This window comes from Xanthomonas maliensis (assembly GCF_009192945.1).
In the GTDB taxonomy this organism is placed as follows: Bacteria; Pseudomonadota; Gammaproteobacteria; order Xanthomonadales; family Xanthomonadaceae; genus Xanthomonas; species Xanthomonas maliensis.
In genome coordinates, this window is sequence record NZ_NSET01000063.1 from 1 (window position 1) to 24,250 (window position 24,250).

Annotated in this window: 5 protein-coding genes; 3 read left to right on the plus strand and 2 right to left on the minus strand. The window is 67.6% G+C overall.

Annotated elements, in window-relative coordinates; translation table 11 throughout:
* A partial coding sequence (locus CKY51_RS18695; RefSeq protein WP_170292351.1) for a non-ribosomal peptide synthetase occupies positions 1–6,156 on the minus strand: 6,156 nt, incomplete at its 3' end.
* Positions 6,153–20,624 (minus strand): non-ribosomal peptide synthetase, encoded by a 14,472-nt coding sequence (locus tag CKY51_RS18700; RefSeq protein WP_022973002.1) that lies wholly within the window; start codon positions 20,622–20,624, stop codon positions 6,153–6,155. The genes CKY51_RS18695 and CKY51_RS18700, both read right to left, overlap by 4 nt.
* A gap of 289 nt (positions 20,625–20,913) precedes the next feature.
* Between CKY51_RS18700 and dpgA the strand changes: the two genes are divergently transcribed.
* The 3 genes from dpgA to CKY51_RS18715 are packed head-to-tail and all read left to right on the plus strand — an operon-like array spanning position 20,914 to position 24,213.
* Positions 20,914–22,161, plus strand: coding sequence for a 3,5-dihydroxyphenylacetyl-CoA synthase DpgA (gene dpgA, locus CKY51_RS18705; protein WP_022973003.1), 1,248 nt, complete (start codon positions 20,914–20,916; stop codon positions 22,159–22,161).
* A 37-nt stretch (positions 22,162–22,198) separates the two neighbouring features.
* Positions 22,199–22,939, plus strand: coding sequence for an enoyl-CoA-hydratase DpgB (dpgB, locus tag CKY51_RS18710; RefSeq protein WP_022973004.1), 741 nt, complete (start codon positions 22,199–22,201; stop codon positions 22,937–22,939).
* A complete protein-coding gene (locus tag CKY51_RS18715) occupies positions 22,936–24,213 on the plus strand; it encodes an enoyl-CoA hydratase/isomerase family protein (RefSeq protein ID WP_022973005.1) in 1,278 nt (425 codons plus the stop codon). Before dpgB ends, CKY51_RS18715 begins: the two co-directional genes overlap by 4 nt.
* Positions 24,214–24,250: the final 37 nt, after the last annotated feature.

Consider the following 24,250-nt stretch of genomic DNA (forward strand, 5'->3'; position numbering starts at 1 on the left):
CAGGACTTCCAGCGCGCCCGCGGGTACAACGTAGGTCGATGCGTCAAGCGCATCGTGGTCGGGGGCCGGCAGTGCACGCCGATCCAGCTTGCCATTGGGCGTCAACGGCAGTGCGTCCAGGCGTACGACGGCGGCTGGCAGCATGTAGTCCGGCAACACGCCGCGCAAGTCGTCGCGTAATGCGGCTGTCTCAACCTGTGCACCCACGACGTAGGCCACCAGATCGAACTCGCCGGAAGGCCTCTCGCGCGGCAGTACGACGGCGTCCTCAATATCGGGACAAGTCAGTAATGCCGTCTCGATCTCGCTGGGCTCGATACGGAAGCCGCGCAGCTTCAGTTGGCGATCATTGCGCCCGAGGAAGCTCAGGCTGCCATCGCCACGCCAGCAGGCCAGGTCGCCGGTCGCATACATGCGCGTGCCCGGCGTGGCGGCAAAGGGATCTGGCACGAAGCGTTCGGCGGTCAGGTCCGGTCGGCCCAGATAACCGCGTGCCAGTGCGGTGCCGGCCAGATGCAGCTCGCCGCGCGCGCCGACCGGCAACGGCTGGGTGTGGCGATCCAGCACATGCGCCTGCGTACTGGCAAGCGGACGGCCGATACCGGTCGGCATGTCGGCAGCCACTGCCTGGACGGTGCCCACCACGATGGCTTCGGTGGGGCCGTAGGTGTCCAGCAACGGCGTGCGCGTGCCCTGCAGCCAACGGTGCCGCATCGCTGGCGTCAGCGCTTCGCCGCCGATGATGACCTGGCGTACGCAGTCGGGGAGTTGCAGCGACTGCGCACACAGCTGTGCCCAGAAGCGGGTCGGCAGATCGACCACGCTGATGCCCGCCTGTGCGCAGCGTGACCAGAAGCGTTCGGTATCGAGCCAGTCGTCGTCGCGCAACACCAACGTGGCACCGCTGCACAGTGCACCGAAGATTTCTTCGACCGAGGCATCGAAGGCCAGCGTGGCGAATTGCAGCACGCGGTCCTGCGGGCCGAGCCCGTAGGTATCGATCAGGGCAGCCAGGCGCGCGCGCAGACCGTGGTGGGCGACCATCACGCCCTTGGGCTGGCCGGTCGAGCCAGAGGTGTAGATCACATAGGCCAACTGCTGTGGGTGCGGCGGCGGCAGCGGCGGGGCGTGCTCGGGCGCGTCGTCGTCAGCGGCCTGCAGCGCGGCGACGGCCTGCACCGGGATGGCCAGATCGGCGGCGCAGGGGATGTCGGCAGGCGTGTCCACCAACACCAGCACGGGGCGGGCATCGACCAGGACGGCGGCGATCCGTTCGGCGGGTTGGCCGGGCTCCAGCGGCAGGTAGGCCGCGCCAGCCTTGAGCACGGCCAGCACGGCCACCAGTTGCGCGATGCCGCGTGGCAGGCACAGTGCCACGCAACGATCCGGCCGCGCGCCCAGCGCGAGCAGCCGATGTGCCAACTGATTGGCCTGCCGGTCGAGCTGCCGGTAGCTCAGCGTGGCATCGCCGCACATCAGGGCAATCGACTGCGGCCTGGCTGCGGCCTGCTGCGCGAACCACTGCACCACGTCGCCTGGCGCGGCCGCGAGCCTCTCGTCCGATGCATCGCCCGCATACAAGGCGTGCAACGGTTGCCGTTGCGTCGGAGCGAGCAGCGGCAAGCGACTGACCGGTGTCTGCGCATCGCCAAGCAGGCCATCGAGCAGCACGCAGAAGCTGTCCCAGTGGCGCTGGATCGTGTCGGCATCGAACAAGGCGGTGGCAAAGCGCAGGCTGCCGACGATGCACTGACCGTCCTGGCGCAATTCCAGATCCAGATCGTATTTGGCGTCGCGGGTGGGGCCGGGCAGGACTTCGCTGTGCAGGCCCGCGAGCGCCAACGCCACCTGCGGAGTGTTTTGCCAGGTGAACATCACCTGGAACACCGGCGCATGTGCCAGGCTGCGCACCGGGTTGAGCGCTTCGATCAACTGTTCGAAGGGCAGCTCCTGGTGTGCCTGGGCGGCCAGCGCGGTGCGGCGCACCTGGGCCAGCAGCTCGGCCACCGAAGGGTTGGCGCGCAGGTCGATCTGCAGCGCCTGGGTGTTGACGAACAGGCCGATCAGCGCGGCGGTCTCGGCGCGGGTGCGCTGGGCGATCGGCGTGCCGATGACCACTTGGTTCTGGCCGGCCAGGCGTGCCAGCAACGTGCCCCAGGCGGCGAGCAGGGTCATGAACAGCGTGGCGCCATGCCGCTGGCTCAGTGCGATCAGCGCCTGGGTGCGCGCGGCATCGATGGTCACCGCGATGGCGGCGCCGGCATAGTCCTGCTCGGGCGGGCGTGGCCGATCGGTGGGCAACTCCAGCAGCGCAGGTGCCTCGCGCAGGTGGTCGCACCAGAACTGACGCTCGCGTTGCAGCTGCGCTGCATCGATCCAGCGACGCTGCCACAGGGTGTAGTCCGCGTACTGGATCGGCAACGGCGGCAGCGGATCGGGCTGGCCGTGCACGCGCGCGGTGTACAGCGCGCCCAGCTCCTGCAGCAGCACCCCGATCGACCAGCCATCGGCGACCAGATGGTGCAGCGTGACCAGCAGCAGATGCGCGTCGTCGGCCAACTGCAACAGCCGGGCACGCAACAGCGGCCCCTGTCGCAGGTCGAACGCCTGGACGCTCTCCTGCTCGGCATGACGCTGTGCGGCGGCTTGCGGGTCGGCGTCCTGGCGCAGGTCGATACGCTCCAGCGCCAGGCCGGTCTCGGCGGGAGCGATGACCTGCACGGCACCGTCGTCGCTGGCGACGAAGCGGGTACGCAAAGCCTCGTGGCGAGCGAGGATGCGGTCCAGCGCCCACCGCAGTGCGGCCACGTCCAGCGTCCCGCGCAAGGCGACGGTACCGGGCATCAGATAGGCCAGGTCGGCACGCGCATCGACCTGGCCCAGCACCCACAGCCGCTGCTGGGCGAAGGACAGCGGCAGTGGCCCCTTGCGGTCGGCCGGCACGATGGCCGGCAGGGCGCTGCGCGCGGCCTGCGCGAGCGCACCGGCCAGCTCGGCCAGGCGCGGCTGGGCGAACAGCGTGGCAAGCGGCAGTTCGACACCCAGCGCGCTGCGCAGGCGTGAGATCAGTTGCACGCCCAGCAGCGAGTGACCGCCGAGCGCGAAGAAACTGTCGTGGCGGCCGATGCGTTCGACGCCGAGCAGTTCGCACCACAGCGCGGCGAGCAGTTGCTCGCGTTCGCCCTCGGGCGCGGCGTAGTCCGGCATGCGCAGAGTGTTGGCATCCGGCGCTGGCAGCGCCTGGCGATCCAGCTTGCCGTGCGTGGTGGTCGGAATGGCCGGCAACACCACATAGGCGCTCGGCACCATGTACTCGGGCAGGTGCGTGGAGAGCCGGTTGCGCACCTGCTCGACCTGCAGTCCATCGCCGACCAGATAGGCGACCAGGCGCTTGTCGCCCGGGCGATCCTCGCGCAGCAGCACCGCCGCCTCGCGCACGCCGGGACACGCCTGCAACGCCGCCTCGATCTCGCCCGGCTCGATGCGGTAGCCGCGCAGCTTGACCTGGTCGTCGTTGCGGCCAAGAAACTCGACCTCGCCATCGGCACGCCAGCGCGCCAGATCGCCAGTGCGGTACATGCGCTGGCCTGGGTGCTCGGCGAACGGATCGGCGACGAAACGCTCGGCGGTCAATGCCGGCCGGTGCAGGTAACCGCGCGCAACCTGCACGCCGGCGATGTACAGCTCGCCGATGGCGCCCACCGGCAGCGGTTGGCGCTGCGCATCCAGCACATACAACGGCGTGCGCGGCAGCGCGCTGCCGATCGGCGGCAGCAGCGGCCACTGCGCGGTGTCTGCCGGCAGCAGGTGGGCGGAGGCGACGTGCGTCTCGGTGGGCCCGTAGTAGTTGTGCAGCCGGCAGGCCGGACGCGCGGCGAAGAACGCACGGATGGCCGGGGTGATGCGCAGCTGCTCGCCAGCGGTGAGCACCTGTCGCAGCGGGCAGTCCAGCGCATCGAGCGTCGGATCGGCCAGCACCGTCTCGGCCAGCGACTGCAGGGCGATGTAGGGCATGTACAGGCGTTCGATGCGCTGGGCGCAGACATGACGGTACAGCGCGTGCGCGTCGCGCCGTTGCGCATCGGCGATCAGCACCAGGCTGCCGCCGCTCCCCAATGTGCTGAAGAGTTCCTGGAAGCTGGCATCGAAGCCGAGCGCGGAAAACTGCAGGGTGCGCAAGGCCTGCAGGCCCGCGGCGGCGCAGTGCTCGGCTTCCCAGTGCAGCAGATTGAGCAGCGGGCCATGCGGCATCGCCACGCCTTTGGGGCGGCCGGTGGAGCCGGAGGTGTAGATGACGTACGCGGCCTGCAGTGGCGAGCTGGCGCGTGCCGGCGCGGTGGTCGGCAAGACCTGCCATGCCGGTTGCGCGGCATCGACGAAGACCACGGTCAGATCCGAGGGCACGCTCAATGCCTCGGCGCACGCCGGCGTGGTCAGCAGCACCGACGCCCGGCAGTCCTGCAGCAGGTAAGCCAGGCGCTCGGACGGATACGTCGAATCCAGCGGTACATAGGCAGCACCGGCCTTGAGCGCGGCCAGCACCGCCACGACCATGGCGATGCCGCGCGGCAGGCACACGGCGACGCGGTCGTCGGCGGCCACGCCCAGTGCGCCCAGGTGATGTGCCAGCTGGTTGGCCTGGGCCTCCAGCGCGGCATAGCTGAGGGTCGCACCGTCGTGTATCAGCGCGATGGCGTCTGGAGTGGCAGCGGCCTGGCGCTCGAATGCCTGCTGCACCTGGCAGTCGTCGGCAGGTTGGCCGGGACGCTCATTGAAGGCGTAGAGCACCTGCTGGCGCTGCGATGGCGACAGCAGTGGCAAGCGCCACATGGGCGTATGCGGATCGTCGCGCACTGCCAGCAGCATCTGCTGCACCGCGAGCAGTACCTGTTCGGCCAGCGCCACCGGCATCCGGTCCGGGTTGACGTTGAATTCCAGCACGGCCGGATGCTGCCTGCTGTAGCGGCGGACGAACACGCCGAGCGCGGTGTCCTCGTAACCGGGGTGCAGCGGCAGCATGTGCCAGGCACCGCCTGCGATCGGTGCATCGCCCAGTGCGCTGAAATCCTCGACCGACACGCTGAGGTCGAACGGCCGCGGCGCCTGCTGTCCCACCTCGCCCAGCTCGCGCAACGCATGGTGCAGCGGGAAGCGCGCGTGGCGCAGCGCCTGGCGCAAGGCGCTGGCGATGGCGCCCATGGCAGTGGCAAGGTCGGCGTGCGGGGACGCGGCAAGGTAGAGCGGCAATTGCGTGGACAGCATGCCGACCATGGCGCGTTCGGCAGCATTGTGGCGATTATGGACGGCCAGTCCGAGAGCGATCGTGCCCTGGTGGTGGTTCAGGCGGGCCAGGCCGTTGACCAAACAGGCCACGATCAGGCTGGTGAAGGAGCCGCCCAGGCGCTCGGCCAGGGCGCTCAGCGCGAGAAAGAGCGGAGTGTCCAGCTCGCAGCGCAGCTGCACGCTGCGCTGATGGCCCAGAGCGGCCGACGTGCTCGGAAAGAGCGGCTGTGGCCGCGCCTGCAGGCGCTGGCGCCAGTAGTCCCGATCGCGTCGGTAACGGCTGGAATGCAGATAGGCCCGGTCGGCATCGATGGCGTGCAGGAACGAGGGCGCCGACGTCGTTGCCGGCTCGGGCTGCTCGCGCAGGCGCTGGTTGTAGGCGTCCACGATCTGCCGCGCCAGCATGCCCATCGAAATACCGTCGGCGACGATGTGATGGCAGCGGTACAGGCAATAGCCACGGGTGGCGGAGGCTTGCAGCCATTGGATCTCCCACAGCGGCTGGCCGTCGTCGCCGAACGCATGGGTCATCGCCTGCTGGATGTGCTCGCGGACGCGCTGCTCGCCCTGGGCATCGCTCGTGTAGTCGTGCCAGGGCAGCACGAACGGGAGATGCTCCAGTACGCGTTGGTTCGGTAATGGCGAGCCTTCCACCAGCACGATACGCAGCGCGTCATGGCGGGCGATCACCGCTGCGACCGCCTGTTCCCAGGCCTGACGGTGCAGCGTGCCGTCGAACTGCATCACGCAGCCGATGCTGTAGCTGGGCCGGTCCGGTGCGAGCAGTTGCCCGAGCCAGATGCCTTGCTGTGCCGAACTGAGCGGGTGCACGGGCGTGCCGAGGGCCGCCGGAGCGAGATCGAACGGGGTCATGCAATCACCGTGGTGCTCGGGGAAGCCGACGTAATGACGGTCGAAGAAGGAGGTGTGCCGTGTTGCACGTTGGCGATCCACCATTGCGCCAGGGCCTGGCTGTGCGGCCTGGCGAGTACGCTCATGTGGTTGCCTGGCCCGTGCCAGGGCCGCAGGTCGGCGGCGTAGGGCGCCCATGCCTGCTGCAGGCGCAGGTACTCGGCCACGTGCTGCTCGGGCTGCAGGCGAGTGTCGGCCACCAGCACCAGATGCAAGGTGCCCGGGTAGGGCCTGGCGGGGATGTAGGTGGTACGACAGCAATGCGCGAAGGTGGCCAGGCTGCCGCGCACCGCGTCGGGCCCGGAGCGCGGCGGCATCAGGCCGTGCTCGACCATGAGCCGATGCAGGGCCTGCAGCAGCGCATCCTGGCCGAGTCCGTGCAGGGCGGGCCGGTCGACGCCCAGAGGAGCGTGCAGACGCAGCTGCAAGGCATCGAGGAAGTGATCGACGATGGTGTCGCGGCTGGAATCGTGCGGCCCGAGGGTCTGGTTCGGGGAGGGCGTGTCGATCAGGGTCAGACTGGCGGGCGGACGGCCGAGGGCATGCAGCCGCAGCGCCATCTCGTACACGACCCAGCCGCCGAAGGAATGGCCGATCAGGTGCAAGGCTGAACTGCACTGCGTCGCGCTGGGCAAGGCGTCCAGATAGTGCTGCGCAGCCAGTTCGACCGAGCCGAAGGGCAAGCAGCTGCCGTCGGTGCCGCGCGGCTGCAGGCCGATGACGTTGCAGCCATCGCCGAGTGCGCTGCTCAGGTCGACGAAGCTGGTCACGCTGTCGCCAGCGCCGGGAACGCAGACCACCGAGGGAGGGTGTGCGCCTGGCTTCGCCCTAGCGCCACGCAGCTGAAAAGCGAGCTGGTCATTGGCCGGTGCCGGCGTGCAGTGCGCACGCTGAAGCGAGCGCGTCACGGTCCGGCCGAGTTCGGCGATATGCTCGGCTTCGATCAGCGTGTGATGGGTGCCGCCGACGGCGAATCGCTCGATTTGCCACCCTGGCAACAGGCGTTGCCAGCCATCGGCGTCGGTGGCGGGTGTGGGCTCGCTGGCCTGGAACAGACACAGTCGGCAATCGACTGGCAGCGCCTGGACCAAGTACGTGGGCCACAGTCGGTCGAAGCTCGCGCTGGTAACGCACGTGCTCAGGAAGGTCGCGACGGTGGTCTGTTCTTCGGCCGCCAATTGCGCAAGCAGCGGTTCGTTCTCGCAGGCCAGCAGCATGTGCTGATAATCGCTGTCGCGGATGCGATCCAGCAGCGCGTTCAAGGTCGCCTGAATGTCGTTGCGGTCTTGATAGGGGCGGTGCAGCAGTAGGCCTTCGAGTTGACGCACCAGCGCCTGGCCGATGGCGTGATCGAGCGAGCCGGTGTCTGGTGGTGACGATGGAAGATCGCAATCGAGCAGCCCTACGAACGCCACCGACTGATCGTGCATGCACAGGTGCTGGGCGATGGCATAGGCGAGCAGGCCGCCGGAGGAGTAACCGAGCAGGCGATAAGGCCCGTGCGGCTGCACCGCCTCGATCAGTTCGACCATGTGCGCGGCCAGCGCTTCCATCGTGGCCGGTAGCGGATCGGGCCACGGCAGGGCGTAGACCGGGATGTCCGGGTCCAGATGGGCTGCAAGTTCAAACGCGTAGCCAATATCGCCGAAGCCGGTGGGCACGACAAACAACGGCAGCTGCGTGCCCTGGCGACGCGCAGCCAAGGCGCGACTGCCCAAGGCATGTGTCCCGCCGAGCAGGTAGTCGGCCTGCATGCGTAGGGTCGGATGGCTGTACAGCAGGTTGAGGGTGAGCGGCAGGCCGAGACGATTGGCCGAGGTCATCAGCCGCATTGCAGAGAGCGAGTGCCCGCCCAGTTCGAAGAAGTGATCGTCGCGGCCGATACGTTGCCGACCCAGTACGTTTGCCCACAATTTGGCCAAGCTGCGTTCGACCACATTGGCCGGCGGCAGGTAGTCCACAGCGGGGGTCGTGTTGGTATCTGGCGCGGGCAGTGCGCGACGATCGAGCTTGCCATTGGCGGTGAGCGGTAGCGCGTCCAGCTGGATGTAGACCGCTGGGACCATCACGTTTGGCAGGCGCGCAGCCAGCTGGTTGCGCAAGGTGTCGGCGCTCAACGCGTCGGTGTCGCCGACGACATAGGCGACCAAGCGGGTATCGCCAGGGACATCTTCGCGCGCGATGACCACGGCCTTCCGCACGCCGGGGCAGGCGAGTAGGACGGCCTCGATCTCACCGGGTTCGATTCTGACGCCACGCAGCTTGAGCTGGTGGTCATTGCGGCCGAGGAAGTCGATGGTGCCATCGGCGTTCCAGCGTGCCATGTCACCCGTGCGGTACATACGCTGGCCAGGCGGGCCAAAACGATCAGGGATGAAGCGCTCGGCGGTCAGGCCTGGGCGATTGAGATAGCCACGGCTGACCTGGATGCCAGCGATGTGCAACTCACCGGCGACGCCGATGGGCATTGGCCGGCCGTGGGTATCCAAAATGTGGATGCGCGCATTGGCGAGCGGTTTGCCAATGGGCACCGTCTCCGCGTAGCGATGCAAGGGCTCCTGAAGCACGTGCCAGGCCACGACATCCGTACATTCGGTGGGCCCATAGCTATTGACGAACTGCGGCCTGGGTTCGGGAAGCTTCTGCAGCATGGCCGTCTGGATGGGCTCGCCGCCTAACACCACGCGCCGCACGCAGCGCATCTTGTGGTCGTCGTCGGCCTCGATGAGCGCGTGAAAGGCGCTCGGGGCCAAGTTCAAGTAGGCGATACCACATCGGTCGATGCAGGTGAGCAATTGGCTCGCATCGAACGCGCTTGGCGCCAGGAAGAGCGTTGCACCTACGATCAATGGGCCAAAGATGTTTTTCTGGCTCAGGTCGAAGCTGATGGAGCTCACCAGCAAGACCCCGTCATCGGCGTTCGCCCCCACGTCGTTGACCCACCAGCTCAGCAGGTTGCTGAGACCCTTGTGCGTGACTTGCGCCGCTTTGGGCTGCCCGGTGGAGCCGGAGGTGTAGATGACATAGGCCAGCTGATCCGGATGGATCGTGACGTCTGGACTGCAGGCGCTGAGTGGGTGGGGGTGCAGTGGCGCATCCAGCCACAGCACGTGCAGCCCCGGCATCGCGGACGGTGTGGGCAGCGATGCCGCGCAGGCGCGCTCGCTGAGCAAGACTGCCGGTGCGCAGTCTTGCAGCATGTAAGCCAGGCGGTCTGCGGGGTAGGCCGGGTCCATCGGCACATAGGCCGCGCCGGCTTTGAGCACGGCCAGGATGGCCACAACCACGTTGATGCCGCGCGGCAGGCATAGCGCCACGTATGACTCGGGGCCAACGCCCACTGCGATCAGGTGGTGGGCGAGCTGGTTGGCACGCGCGTCGAGCTCGGCGTAGCTCAGCCTGGTATCGTCTTGGACCAGGGCAATGGCCTGCGGCGTGCGCCGGGCCTGTGCTTCGATCTGGTGGTGCAGATAGCCGCGGTCGGGCAGGTCGGCATCCGTGGCGTTGAACGCCTGCAGTTGCGATTCTTCGTCTTGGTGCACCAGCGCAAGCGCGCGCAGTGCGGTGTCCGGTGCCTGTTCCAGCGCCATGGCCAAGGCGTGCAGGGCTTGCAGCATCATGGCTGCAGTGCGTTCGGCCCCGATCTGCTCCACGCACCGCACGTCCAGCGAAAACCCGCCGCTGGCCTGTTCGTCGTTGACCGAGATCACCAGTGGGTAATGGGTGCGCTCCTGACCACCGATCTCCTGCATTGCGTGCAGCGGATGCGCGTGTGCTGCGTGTTCGTCGGTCAGTACGTTGCTGCCGCCGGCATAGCGATAGTTGAGCAGCGCGTTAAGCAGCGGTATCGACGGATCCAACGCGCTGCAGCGCTGGGCCAGCGCCAGCGGTGCGTGTTCGTGATGCAGCAGACGCGCCAGGCACAGCTGGGTCTGACGTGCGGCCTGCAATACGCTGTGGTGGGCGTCGCCGAGCCGGATCGGCAAGGTATTGAGGAACATGCCCAGCACGCGGTCCACGCCAGCGCTGGCGTTCATGCGCCCGAACAACATGGTGCCGAACACCGCGTCATCGCGGCCGCTGGTGCGGGCAAGCACCAGGGCATAGGCCAGGTGAAACAGGCTGGCGGGACTGAGCCCGTAGCGGCGTCCCTGATCGCGTAGCGACCGGGCCAGCGCCGTTGGCAGCGGCCGATGGATCTGTTGGACGCTGTCCTGATCGTGCACCGGGGCCAGTACCCCGAACGGCGCGGTAGGGGTGTCGATGCCGGCCAGCATGTCGGTGAAGAACGCCTTGTGCTCCGGCGCCGACTCGCCACTGCGCGCATGGGCGATGAAATCGCGGAACGGCAGCGGTGCCGGCAAGGTGTGCTGACGTTGCTGCAGGTGGGCGCCGATCTCTTCGATCATCAGCTCCAAGGTGGTGTGGTCCATCACCAGGTGGTGGTGTTGCAAACCGAGCAGCCAGCGTCCGGCCGCTGCATCGTGGGTCAGATGGGCGTGGATCAGCGGTGCCCGGTGCAAGCAAGGTGCTGCGTCGGCAGCGTGCATCCAGGCCAGCAATTGGTCGGCTGGATCAGCTCCGTCGAAGTGATGCACACGCCGCGTGAGCACGGCCTGGCGCCAGACCACCTGCACTGGTTCGGCCAAGCCCTGCCAGACAAAACCCGTTCGCAGGATGTCGTGGCGGGCGATGACCTGATCGAGCGCGTCGAGGAAGGCATCGAGCGATGCGCGGGACGGGAAGGTGAGCAATGACGAATGCAGATAGGGATCGGCCAGCGGATCGCTCAGGTGGTGGAACAGCAAGCCTGCCTGCAGCGGTGCCAGCGGGTAGATGTCCTGTACGTTGGCCGCGCCGCCGTCGACCAGGGCCACCAGCGTGTCGATCTCGCTCTGGCGCAATGCGACCAGCGGCAAGAGCTCGGGGGTGATGCGGGTGCACGCCGGGCCGATTGGATTGGGCGGCACTTCAACCTGTTGCCAGGCCTGAACGGTGGCGGCCAAGGCGGCCACGGTCGGGCTGGCGAACAGCGTGCGCACATCGATTTGCCAGCCGAGCCGGCGCAGGCGCTCGATCAGCCTGACCGCCAACAGCGAATGGCCACCCAGGGCGAAGAAGTCGTCATGGCGGCCAACCTGTGCGACCCCGAGCAGCTCGCTCCAGAGCGCTGCCAACACATGTTCAAACGCGCCTTCGGGCGCGACATAGGCGTGCAACTCCAGCGCTTGATCGTCCGGTGCCGGGAGTGCGGCGCGATCGAGCTTGCCGTTGGGTGTCAGCGGCAATGCATCCAGCGGCACGTAAGCGGCTGGCAGCATGTGGTCGGGCAGGCGCGCGGCAAGTTGGGCGCGCAGCGTTGCCGGTTCCGCACGCATGGCGTGCTGATCGGCGACCACATAGGCGACCAAGCGGCTTTCGCCAGTGTCATTGCGCGCGACAACCACTGCGTCACGCACGCCCTCGCAGGCACGCAGCGCCGCCTGGATCTCGCCTGGCTCGATGCGGAAGCCACGGATCTTGACCTGGGCGTCGTTGCGACCGAGGAAGTCCAGCAGCCCATCGTCGCGCCAGCGCGCCAGATCGCCGCTGCGGTACATGCGCTGGCCGGGTTGCTGGGCAAACGGGTCGGGCACGAAGCGTTCGGCGGTCAGGTCGGGGCGACCCAGATAGCCATGCGCCAGCTGCGGCCCGGCAATGTGCAATTGCCCGGCGACACCGATCGGCGTTGGCTGACCATAGCGGTCGAGCACGTATAGCCGCGCATTGGCCAGCGGACGACCGATCGGTACGCGCTGGCTCGGCGTGGGCGCAGCGTCCAAGACCAGTGCAGTGACGAACTGCGTGCTCTCGGTCGGGCCGTAGGTCTGCACGACGCTGGCTCGACCGCCGGCGTTGAGTATCTGTGCCAGTGCCGACGGATCGGCGACATCGCCACCGGTGAGCAACTGTCGCAGCGCGCCCAAGTGCGGCGCGATCAACGGCGCGTAGGCGCGCAACACGCCGGCGACCAGGATCAGCACCGACAGCCGTTCGCGTTCCAGCAATGTGCCCAGCGCCAGCGGCTCGCGCATCACTGCCGCAGGAACGACCACGACGGTGGCGCCGTTGAGCAGGCCGCCCCAGACCTCGAGCGTGGCCGAGTCGAACGCCGGATTGGACGCGAAGCCGACACGGTCGTCGGCGCGCAAGCGTGCCGGTCCATCCTGCAGCACCAGGTTGAGCACGGCGCCATGGCTCACCACCACGCCCTTGGGCACGCCGGTGGAACCGGAGGTATACATCACATAGGCGGCTGCGGTCTCCGCCACCCTGATCGTCGGTGCCGGCGCCTGGGTTGCGGCAGTATCGACGCCGTCCACGCTCAGATGCGCCACCGCATCCATCGACGCTAGCGCGCTGTCAGGCACGGCAATCAGCACGCGCGCCTGCGCATCGGTGATCAATGCACGCAGTCGCTGTTCGGGATGCGCACTGTCCAGCGGCACGTAGGCCGCCCCACACTTGAGGACGGCCAGCTCGGCGACGATCAGCTCGGCTGATCGCGGCAAGACGATCGCCACGCGCTCGCCGGCACGCACACCCAATGTCAGCAGGCGCTGGGCAAGCGCGTTGGCATGGGCATCGAGTGCGGCATAACTCAGCGAACGCTGACCGCACACCACGGCGATGGCATCCGGCGCGCGCCGCACCTGCGCTTGGAACACCTGCGGCAGCGTGTGTTCCGGCACGGTGGCGATGGCGCCTGTGCCGAAACCGGCCAGTCGCTGCCGCTGTGGCGTCTCCAGCCACGGCAACTGCAAGACGCGGGCGGCATCGTCGTACGCAAAGGCTTGCAGCAGTCGGGCAAAGCACCCCAGCCAGCGTTGCACCGTGGTGCGTTTGAACAGCGTGCTGGAATACCCGAGGGTGCCGACGATGCAGCCGTCCCGCTCTTCGAGCATCAGGTCCAGGTCGAACTTGAGCGAGGCCAGCGTCTGCGGTACGTGTTCCAATTGCAGTCCGGGCAGGGCGAGTTCGCGGTCGCTGGAAGCGCGGCTGTTCCAGGTGAACATGACCTGGAACACTGGATGATGGGCCAAATTGCGTGCGGGGTTGAGCGTCTCGATGAGCTGCTCGAACGGCAAGTCCTGGTGTGCCTGCGCCGCCAACGCGGTGGAGCGCACCTGCGCCAGTAGTTCTGCCACGCTCGGATTGCGTGCCAGATCCACCCGCAGTGCCTGCGTATTGACGAAGAAGCCGATCAGCGGCTCCAGCTCGGCGTGGGTCCGGTTGGCGACCGGCGTGCCGATCACGACCTCGGCCTGGCCGGCCAGACGCGACAACAGGACCGCCCAAGCCGCCAGCAAGGTCATGTACGCAGTCGTGCCGTGACGCTGGCCAAGCTGCATCAGTGCGGCGGTGTCGGCACGGTCCAGCGCGAATTGCACCAGCTCGCCCGCGTGGTCCTGGCGTGCCGGGCGTGGATAATCGGTCGGCAATTCCAACAAGGCCGGCGCGTCTTGCAGATGTCCGCGCCAGAAATCGCGCTGGCGCTCCAGCGCCTCGCCGGTGATGCGTCGGCGTTGCCAGAGGCTGTAATCGGCATATTGCACGCGCAGTGCCGGTAACGGATCGGCAGCGCCCTGCGCGAAGGCAGCGTACAGCTCGCTCAACTCGCGGATCAGGACATTCATCGACCAACCATCGGAGACGATGTGATGCATCGTCACCAGCAGCAGGTGCTCCTGTGCAGCCAGACGCAGCAAGCGGCCACGAATCAAGGGGGCGCGTGCCAGATCGAAGCGGGTGCCTACTTCTTCTGCCGCGTGCGCGCGGGCGGAAGCCTCCGGATCAGGCAGGGCGCTCAGGTCGAGACACTGCAGCGGGAAGCCGGTATGTACCGGCGCGATCCGCTGCACCGGCTCGTCGTTTTCCACCGCAATGCTGGTCCGCAACACTTCGTGGCGGGCCACGATCCGGTCCAGCGCCTGCTGCAATGCCCAAGCAGCCAGCGGACCGCGCAAGCGGACTGCACCAGGCATCAAATAGGCGAGCTGGCTGTTCGGGTCGAAGCGGTCGAGGAACCACAGGCGCTGCTGCGCGAACGACAGCGGCAGTGGCGCCCCGCGGTCGGCCACGGCAATCGTGCCGGCGTCGTCGCAGCGGCTGCGATCCTTGCGCTGCAGGCACAGGGCCAATGCGTGCAGTCGCGTGTGGCCGAATACCTCGTCGATCCGCAGTTCCACACCCAGGCGGTCGCGCACGCGTGCGATCAGCTGCACCGCCAGTAGCGAGTGCCCACCCAGAGCAAAGAAATCGTCGTCGCGGCTGATCCGATCGATCCCTAGCAATTCGCCCCATAGCTGCGCGAGGGCAGTTTCATCGGCTCCCTCGGGTGGCGCACCGGCCGGATCGCCGCGCGCGGTCTCCACTGCCGGCAGCGCCTGGCGATCGAGCTTGCCATTGGCAGTGAGCGGCAAGGTGTCCAACCGAACGTAGTCGGCCGGCAGCATGTAATTCGGCAGCCGGGCCGCCAGATGCGCGCGCAGCGTGTCGGCGACCAGCGTATCGGCAACCACGTAGGCCACCAGGCGACGCTCGCCCGAGCGCGGTTCGTGTACCAGCACTGCCGCCTCGCGTACGCCCGCTGCGGTTCGCAGCGCCGCCTCGATTTCGCTGGGCTCGATGCGGAAACCGCGCAACTTGAGCTGCTGGTCGTCGCGGCCGACAAACGCCAGCGTTCCATCGTCGCGCCAGCACGCCAGATCGCCGGTGCGGTACATCCGCTGCCCGGGGCTGCTGGCAAAGGGGTCGGGGATGAAGCGCTCGGCGGTCAGGTCGGGGCGGCCCAGATAGCCGCGCGCCAGCGCCGTGCCGGCCAGATGCAGTTCGCCACGTACACCGATCGGCAGTAACTGGGCATGCCGATCCAGCACATGCGCCTGAGTGCCCGGCAGCGGACGGCCGATCCCGGTCGGGGTATCGGCGGCGACCGCCTGGACGGTGGCCACCACGATGGCTTCGGTGGGGCCATAGGTATCCAGCAACGCGGTGCGTGTGCCCTGGACCCAGATCTGACGCATGTCCGGGGTCAGTTCCTCGCCACCAATGATGACCTGGCGCACGCAGTCGGGAATCTGCAACGACTGCGCACACAGTTGTGCCCAGAAGCGGGTCGGCAGATCGACGATGGTGATGCCGGCGTTGGAGCAGCGCTGCCAGAACCGACCGGTATCCAGCCAACGATCGTCGCGCAGCACCAGGCTGGCGCCGCTGCACAGTGCACCGAAGATCTCCTCGACCGAAGCGTCGAACGATAACGTGGCAAATTGCAGCATGCGGTCATGCGCCGCTATTCCGTACGCGTCGATCAGGGCGTGCAGGCGCGCGATCAAGCCTTGGTGGGACACCATGACCCCCTTCGGGGTGCCGGTGGAGCCCGAGGTATAGATCACATAAGCCAGGTGTTCGGCCTGCAGCGCGGTACGTTCAGGGGGGCTGGAAGCTTGCGTGTGCCACGGCGATTGCGGCTGATCCAGCGCTACCAGCGGGATGTCGGACTGCATCTGCAACGCCGCGGCGCTCTGCGCATCGGTCAGGACCACGCACGGTGCGCTGTCGGCGAGCATGTGCGCCAGCCGCAGCGGTGGGTAGGTCGGGTCCAGCGGCACATAGGCGCCACCGGATTTCAGGGTTGCCAGCACCGCCACGACCAGCTCGGCGCAACGGCCGAGGCAGAGTGCGACGCGGCTGTCCGGGCCAACGCCGAGGGCGATCAAATGATGTGCCAGGCGGTTGGCCTCGGCATCGAGCTCGGCATAGGACAGGTGGCGTTCGCCATCGATCAGGGCGATCGCGGTCGGCGTGCGGCGTGCCTGGCGCTCGAACAACGCATGCGCGCCCCCGCCGATGCTGGCGACCAGCGTGGCGGGCGCATTGAAGTCCTGCAGCAACGCCCGCTCGGCAGGCGAAATCGCCGACAGTGCACGGACCGGCAGCGTCTCGTCGGCGGCCATGCGTTCAAGCAGGAGCAACAGCTGGCGCAGATGGCGCTGGATGCTGCTGCGCGCGAACAAGGCGGTGGCGAAGCCCAGGGCGCCGACGATGCCATCGCCGCTTTCCTGCATCGACAGTTCGAGATCGAACTGCGACGCGCGATGGATCCCGGGCAACATCTCCGCCGCCAGACCAGGCAACGCCAACGTGCCGGCCGGCGCGTTCTGCCAGGCGAACATCACCTGGAACACCGGATTGTGCGCCTGGCTGCGCACCGGGTTGAGGGCTTCGACCACCTGCTCGAACGGCACGTCCTGGCAGGCCTGCGCCGCCAGCGTCGTGGCGCGCGTTTGCGCCAGCAGCGCGGCCACGCTCTGATCGCCTCGCAAGTCGATGCGCAGTGCCAGCGAGTTGACGAACAAGCCGATCAACGGCTCCAGCTCGGCCTGCTGGCGATTGGCGATCGGCGTGCCGATCACCACGTCGCGCTGGCCCGACAAGCGTGCGAGCAGTGCGGCCCAGGCCGCCAACATCACCATGAACAAGGTGGCGCCGTGGCGTTGGGCGAGCGCCTTCAATGCGACCGTCTGTGCGGCGTCGAGATGAAAGTTCACCACCTCGCCGCGATGATCCGGCCGCGCGGGGCGCGCGAAGTCGGTTGGCAATTCCAGCAGCGCCGGCGCGCCGCGCAGATGCGCGACCCAATGGTCGAGTTGGCCTTGCAGGCGCTCGCCGGCGATCCAGCGCCGTTGCCACAGAGCGACGTCGGGGTACTGGATGTCCAGCGGCGGCAGCGGATCAGGCAAGCCTTGGGCGAACGCGGCATACAGCGCGCTCAACTCATTGACCAGCACTGCGCCGGACCAGGCATCGGCGATGATGTGATGCGCGGTCAACAGCAACACATGGTCTTGCTGGTCCAGCCGCAACAGGCTGGCGCGCAGCAACGGCCCGCTGGCCAGGTCGAACGGCAGCTGCGCCTCGGCGTCGGCATACGCATGCGCCGACTGCAGCGGATCGCTGTCGGTACTGAGGTCGTGCCGGTTCAGGGCACATCCGTCGCTGGCCGGCGCGATCACCTGCTGCGGATGGCCGTCCACCACGATGAAGTGCGTGCGTAGCGCCTCATGACGCTCGACGATCCGGTCCAGGGCGCGGCAGAGCGCGGTGGCGTCGAGTGCGCCCTGCAGGCGCAAAGCGTAGGCGAGCGTGTAGGCGCTGCCGCTGTCGCCATGGGTGTGCAGGAACCACAGGCGCTCCTGGGCAAACGACAGCGGCAGTGGGCCAGTGCGCGCACTGGCCACGATTCTCGGTTGGTCGTCGCTCGATGCGGCCGCCAGGGCTGCAGCCAGATCGGCAAGACGCGGGTGCGCAAACAACTGGGCCAGGCCGATGGCCAGGCCCAGCCGCAGGCGGATGCGCGAGGCGAGCTGCACTGCCAGCAACGAATGCCCGCCCAGCGCGAAAAAATCGTCATGGCGGCCGACCTGGGCAATGCCCAGCAACTCGCACCACAGCGCGGCCAGTCGCGTCTCCAGGTCGCCTTCGGGCGGCGCATAGGTCTGCAAGGCCAGCGCGTCGGCGTCCGGGGCGGGCAGGGCGCGATGATCCAGCTTGCCGTTGACGGTCAGCGGCAGCGCGTCCAGGCGCACGTAAGCGGCGGGGATCATGTAGTCCGGCAGGTGCTCAGCCAACGCCGCACGCAAGCGCTCGGCATTCGGCGCGTCCTCGCAGACCAGGTAGGCCACCATCCGCTTGTGGCCGTCGTCCTCGCGCAGCAAGACCGCCGCCTGACGGATGCCCGAGCATGCGCGAAGTGCCGCCTCGATCTCGCCAGGTTCGATGCGGAAGCCCCGCAGCTTGAATTGCGCATCGTTGCGGCCGAGGAATTCCAGGCTGCCGTCGGCACGCCAGCGCGCCAGATCGCCGCTGCGGTACATGCGCTCGCCGGGACGCTCGGCGAACGGATCGGGGACGAAGCGCTCGGCGCTGATGTCGGGACGATGCAGATAGCCCTGGGCCAATTGCGCGCCGGCGATGTGCAGCTCGCCAATCACACCGATCGGCACCGGCTGCCCATCGCGGTCGAGCACGTACAGACGGAGATTGGCCAGCGGCCGGCCGATCGGCACGCGCTGGCCTGGATCGGGCGCGCTGTCGATGCCCACCGCAGTGACGAACTGAGTGCTTTCGGTGGGGCCATAGGTCTGCAGCACGCGTACCGGGCCAGCGGCGCCCAGCACCTGCGCGATGGCATGCGGATCAGCGACATCGCCGCCAGTCACCAGCAGGCGCAGCGCGCTCAGTGGCGCGGCAATCAACGGCGCGTAAGCGCGCAGCACGCCGGCCACCAGGATCAGCACCGAAATGCGCTCACGGCTCAGGAAGGCGCCTAGCGCCTGCGGGTCACGCGCGACCGGTGACGGCACCACGACCACGCTGGCGCCGTTGAGCAAGCTGCCCCAGACCTCGAGCGTGGCCGAGTCGAAGGCCGGATTGGACGCAAAGCCGACACGATCGTCGGCGCGCAAGCGTGCCGGCCCGTCCTGCAGAACAAGATTGAGCACGGCCGCATGCGAGATCGCCACGCCCTTGGGCATGCCGGTGGAACCGGAGGTGTACATCACGTAGGCCAGATCGCGCGGATGGCCCGCCAGTGCCTGCAGGGGCGCAGCTGCCTCCCCCAGCAATCGCTCTGGATCCAGGCAGTGCAGACCCGCCAGTTCCGGCTGCTGGGCCTGCGCAGGCACCAGGGCCAGGCGCGCGCGGCAGTCGCGTAGCAACTTGCCGAGACGCTCGGCGGGCTGCTCCGTATCCATGGGCACGTAGTGGGCGCCGCACCGCAACGCCGCGAGTTGCGCCACCACGAGTGTGGCAGAGCGCGGCAGCAGCAAGGCCAGCGGCTGCCCCGGTGCCAGGCCATGCTGCTGCAGCTGCGCCGCCAGGCTGGCAGCCTGGTCCCACAGCTGCGCATAGGTCAGGCGGCGCTCTCCGTCGATTAGGGCGATTGCCTGGGGCGTGCGCTGCACCTTGGCATGCAGGGCCTGGAGAAGGGTCGTCGCGCAAGGCAGCTCGGCTGCGGTCGCGTTGAAGCACTGCAGCTGCTCGCGCTGCCTCTGCGGCAGCCAGGGCAGCCGTTGGATGCACGCCAAATCGTTACCGACCATGCCCTGCAGCAGCGCTTCGAACTGGGCCAGATGGCGTTCGACGGTCGCGCGTTCGAACAGCGCGACGGGATACTTGAGGCAGGCATGCAGCCCGGCAGGCGACTCCTGCATCGCCAGGATCAGGTCGAACGCGCAACTGTCCGCCGCCGTTGGCAACCGCTCCAGGCAGAGGTCGGGCAGTTGCAACGACGTATCGGCGCTGAACGCATCCAGGCTGAACATCACCTGGAAGAGGGGTGTATGGCTCAGGCTGCGGCTGGGCTGCAGCGCCTCGACGACGCGATCGAACGGCAACTCCTGGTGGTCCTGCGCCTGCAAGACCTGCTCACGCACCTGTGCCAGCCATTGCGCCACGGTCGGCGTAGCGGACACCTGGAAGCGCAGCGCCAGGGTATTGATGAAGCAGCCGATCAACGCTTCCAGGTCCGGATGCGTCCGACCGGCGACCGGCGTGCCGATCACGACCTCGTCGCTGGCGCTGATGCGCGCCAACAGCAGCGCCCACGCCGCCAACAAGACGATGAATAGCGAACAGCCATGCCGCCGTGCCAAGGCGTTGAGCTGTTCTGTCAGTTCCAGCGGCAGCGTCCCTTCGACCGCAGCGCCGCGATAGTCCTGCAGGGCAGGGCGTGGCCGGTCGGTGGGCAAGGCCAGCAGCGTCGGAGCACCCGCCAGTTGCGTGGTCCAGAACGCCAGCTGCGCGGCGAGCATCTCGCCCTGCAACTGCTCCCCTTGCCAGATCGCATAGTCGGCATACTGGATCGGCAAGGGCGGCAAGGTCGGTTGCTCGTGCCGAACGAATGCGCCATACAGCGCTTCCAACTCACGCAGCAAGACCCCGATCGACCAGCCGTCGCAGGCGATGTGATGGAAGGTCAACAGCAGTACGTGCTCCTGCGCGCCGATCTTGAGCAGCCGGCCACGGACGGGCGCACCGGCCTCGAAGTCGAACGGACGTGTGGCGTCCTGGCGGACGATCCGCGCAATCGCATCGGCATCGGCTTGCGTTGTCGTCAAGTCCTCCAACACCAGCGGAAACGTGGCGTGTGCGTGAATGCGTTGACGGATGCGGCCATCGACCTCCAACAAGCTGGTCCGTAGCACCTCGTGTCGAGCGACGATCTGGTCCAGCGCCTCCTGCAGGGCGCGGACATCGAGCGCGCCGATCAGCCGCACGCCATTGGCGATGTGATACGTGGTGGAGGCCTGTGGGTCCAACCGGGCGAGCAGCCACATGCGCTTCTGCACGAACGAAGCGGGCAGGGTGTTCAGCACTTTATCCATGACAGGCGCGGCCTTTGCGCAGCTGCGCGCGAGACCACAGCGCACGGATGCAAACGGTGGATGAGCGGTGGGGTCTGAGGGGTTTGGACTGCAGCAGGTTCAGCGACATCGGGCCTTGCACGTATCTGACTCGACTCTATGGCCTTGCGTGGCGAACGTTGTAGCGCGCTGTTCCGCGGCGCACTTGTCTGGCCGTGACGGTCAGTTGCCTTTCGCGGCCCTGCTTCGCGCGTGTTATGCACGTTGAGATGCGCTGGCCGTCAGCGCTGCGGAGCGGGTAGTGCGCCGCATGCGGTTCGCCCTGGAAGCACTGACGCTGCCAGGCAACTCATCGGCGCATCCGAGCAAGTCGCCCGAGGGTGGCTCGACCACCATGCTCGCCATCGCTGTCGCCCACATCGATTGGCGATCCATCCTGGGCAACGCTGGAACTCCGAACCGCATGAACCCCACTGCGCATGTTGCATCACCGAGCGCGCCACCGGCGGTCGCGCCCCGCATTCGCGGCGTTGGCACCGCCACCCCTGGCAGTCGTTATTCGCAACCGGATGTGCTGGAGCGCTTCGGGATCGAGGATCAACGTCGGCGGCTGGTGTTCCTGCGCAATGGCATCGATGCCCGCAACCTGGTGCTGCCGCCACGCGACGACGGCGGCACGGCGCCGCGGGAATCCCAAGCCGAGCTGCTCGACAAGCACCGCGCGATCGGCCTGGAGATCGGCGAGCGTGCATTGCAACGCTGCCTGCAGTCGATCGGCGCGGCATTGGACCAGGTGCGCTACCTGTGTTGCGTGACCACGACTGGATTGCTGACGCCCGGCTTCAGCTCGCTGCTGATCCAGCGCCTGGGTCTGCGCCAGGACTGCGTGCGCCTGGATGTGGTCGGCATGGGCTGCAACGCCGGCTTGAACGGCTTCAATGCCGCGGTCAACTGGAGCAATGCCAACCCCGGCAAGCTCGCGATCCTGTTATGCATCGAGGTGTGCTCGGCGGCCTATGTCGACGACGACGGCATGGAGACGGCGGTGGTCAATAGTCTGTTCGGCGACGGCGCTGCCGCATTGGCGGTGATTGCCGATGCCGACGACGCCCATCATGGGCCGCGCGTCTGCAAGTTCGCCAGCCAGGTGATCCCGGAAGCATTGGACGCCATGCGCTTTGTCTGGGACGACGGCCATGGCAAGTTCCAGTTTCGCCTGCACAAGGATGTTCCCTATGTGGTCGGCGCCAATGCACCGACGGTGGTCGAGCGGCTGCTGGACGGAACCGGGCTGCGGCGGCGCGACATCGCCCACTGGTTGGTGCACTCGGGCGGGCGCAAGGTCATCGATGCCATTTCCGCCAACCTGATGCTGACCAGCCACGACATGCGCCACACCATCAACGTGCTGCGCGATCACGGCAATATGTCCAGCGGCTCGTTCCTGTTCTCTTACGCGCGCCTGCTCGACGAAGGGCAGGTCCACCCCGGCGATTGGGGCGTGATGATGACGATGGGGCCGGGTTCGTCGATCGAGACCGCCTTGTTGCGTTGGTAGCGCGCCAGATCCTGTTCATCGACCCTGCGGACCTCCCATGAACACTTCCTCACGCCCCACCTTGCAGCTCGTGCATCTGCATCTGGATGCAGCCAGCATGATGAGCGACGATCTGGTCCAGCGGTTGCATGCCGCCTGTGACGAGGTCGAAGACGCCGTGTCTCCCGCTGTCCTGATCCTGCACCTGCGCGGCGCCAGCATGCCACTGCCCGGCGCGGTCTGGCCGGGACCGATCCATCTCGACCTGGTCGGCCGCTGGGAAAAAGCCATGCGCCGCTTCGAACGCCTGGACGGCATGTCGCTGGCCTGGATCGAGGACACCTGTTCGGCTGGCATGCTGGATCTTCTGCTGGCGGTGGACTATCGCATCGCCGCGCCCAGCGCCAGCATCTGCATGCAAAGTAGCGAAGGTGCCTGGCCGAGCATGGCGATGCGCCGCATGAGCACGCGGGTCGGCATCGCCCAGGCGCGCAGCCTGTTCCTGTTCGAAGCCCGATTGGCTGCCGCACGGATGGCACAGCTGGGCGTGGTCGACCAGCTCAGCGACGATCCGCAGGAAGCGATCGCCGAGTGGCAGGCGGCATTGGCCGACATCGATGTCCAGATGCTGCCGAGCCGACGCTTGTTGCTGCTCGAAAGTGCGGCCCATTCCTATGAGCAAGCGGTGGGACAACATCTGGCCGCCTGCGATGTGGAGCTGCGCCGGCGCCAGCGACACGCAGAGCCGAGCAATGCCAACGCATACGCCATGGATGCCCCGCAGATGGCCTCGGCATGACGCGCCTGGGCGAGGACCTGGAACAGGTTGCGGCGTTGGCCGCGTGGGGCGAGCAGGTCCTGACCGCGCTGCCCGCACCGGTGCAGCGCGATCCGGCGCAGACCCAGCAGGCAGCCGCCGTGCATGCGCGCTGCCGGGCCGCGCGCATGGACTTCATGCGCCGCCACGGTCACTGGCTGTATCAAAACGCCACCCGGCAACACACCGTGAGCCTCCGTCTGGACACGCTATTGCAGGCGGCGGCCGAGTGCGCGCCCGGGCTGTTGCCAAGCCAGGCGCAATGGGCGCGCGAAGACGATCGCCTGCAGGCAGAGAAGGAAGGCTGGGAGATCGAGCAGGGCATCGTCGTATGGGGCGTCCTGCGTGACCCGGATAGCGGGCATCACCTGATCGACAGCTTGTTGCGGCCAACCGCGCAAGCGCTGTCGCTGCTGCCGCGCTTCCGCAGCGAGGCGCAGCTGCAGATCGGGCCGGTCCACTTGCAGCGTCGCGACGGCGCCGCCTGGCTGACCGTCGGCAACCAGGCCGGCCTCAACGCCGAGGACAACGCCCTGGCAGAGGCAATGGAAATCGCCGTCGATCTGGCCTTGCTCGACGACGAGGTCCAGGTCGGCGTGGTGCGCGGCGACACGATGCAGCATCCCAAGTACCAGGGCCGGCGAGTGTTCTGCTCAGGCATCAATCTGCAGCACCTGTACCAGGGCAGGATTTCCTTCGTCGACTTTCTGCTGCGCCGCGAGTTCACCTATCTCAACAAACTGCGGCGCGGACTGCACTGGCCGGGCGCCGATGCGCGCGAGCAGGGCATCGAGAAGCCCTGGGTCGCGGCCGTGGATGCCTTCGCCATCGGCGGTGGTTTGCAGCTGTTGCTGGTGTTCGACCATGTGGTGGCCGAGCGCCAGGCGTATTTCGTCCTGCCTGCGGCCAAGGAAGGCATCGTCCCCGGGTCGGCCAATCTGCGCCTGGCCGCCCGTGCCGGCCAGCGGATCAGCCGCGACATGATCCTGCGCGGTCGCATCATTCGCGCCGACGAAGCGGACGCAGCCGCACTGGCCGACGATGTCGTCGACGACGAAGCGATGGACGCGACCATTGCCCGTGCGGTGCAGCAGCTGCAGAGCGAAGCCGTCGCGCCCAACCGGCGCATGTTGCGGGTGGCGGAGGAATCGCCGGAGGATTTCCGCCGCTACATGGCCGAGTTCGCGCTGGTGCAGTCCAGCCGCATCTACGCCGACGACGTGCTAGCGCGCCTGCGCCAACGGTGGGCCGCATGAGTGCCGTGGCCAGTGCGGCCGTGCCGGCGCCGCCCGC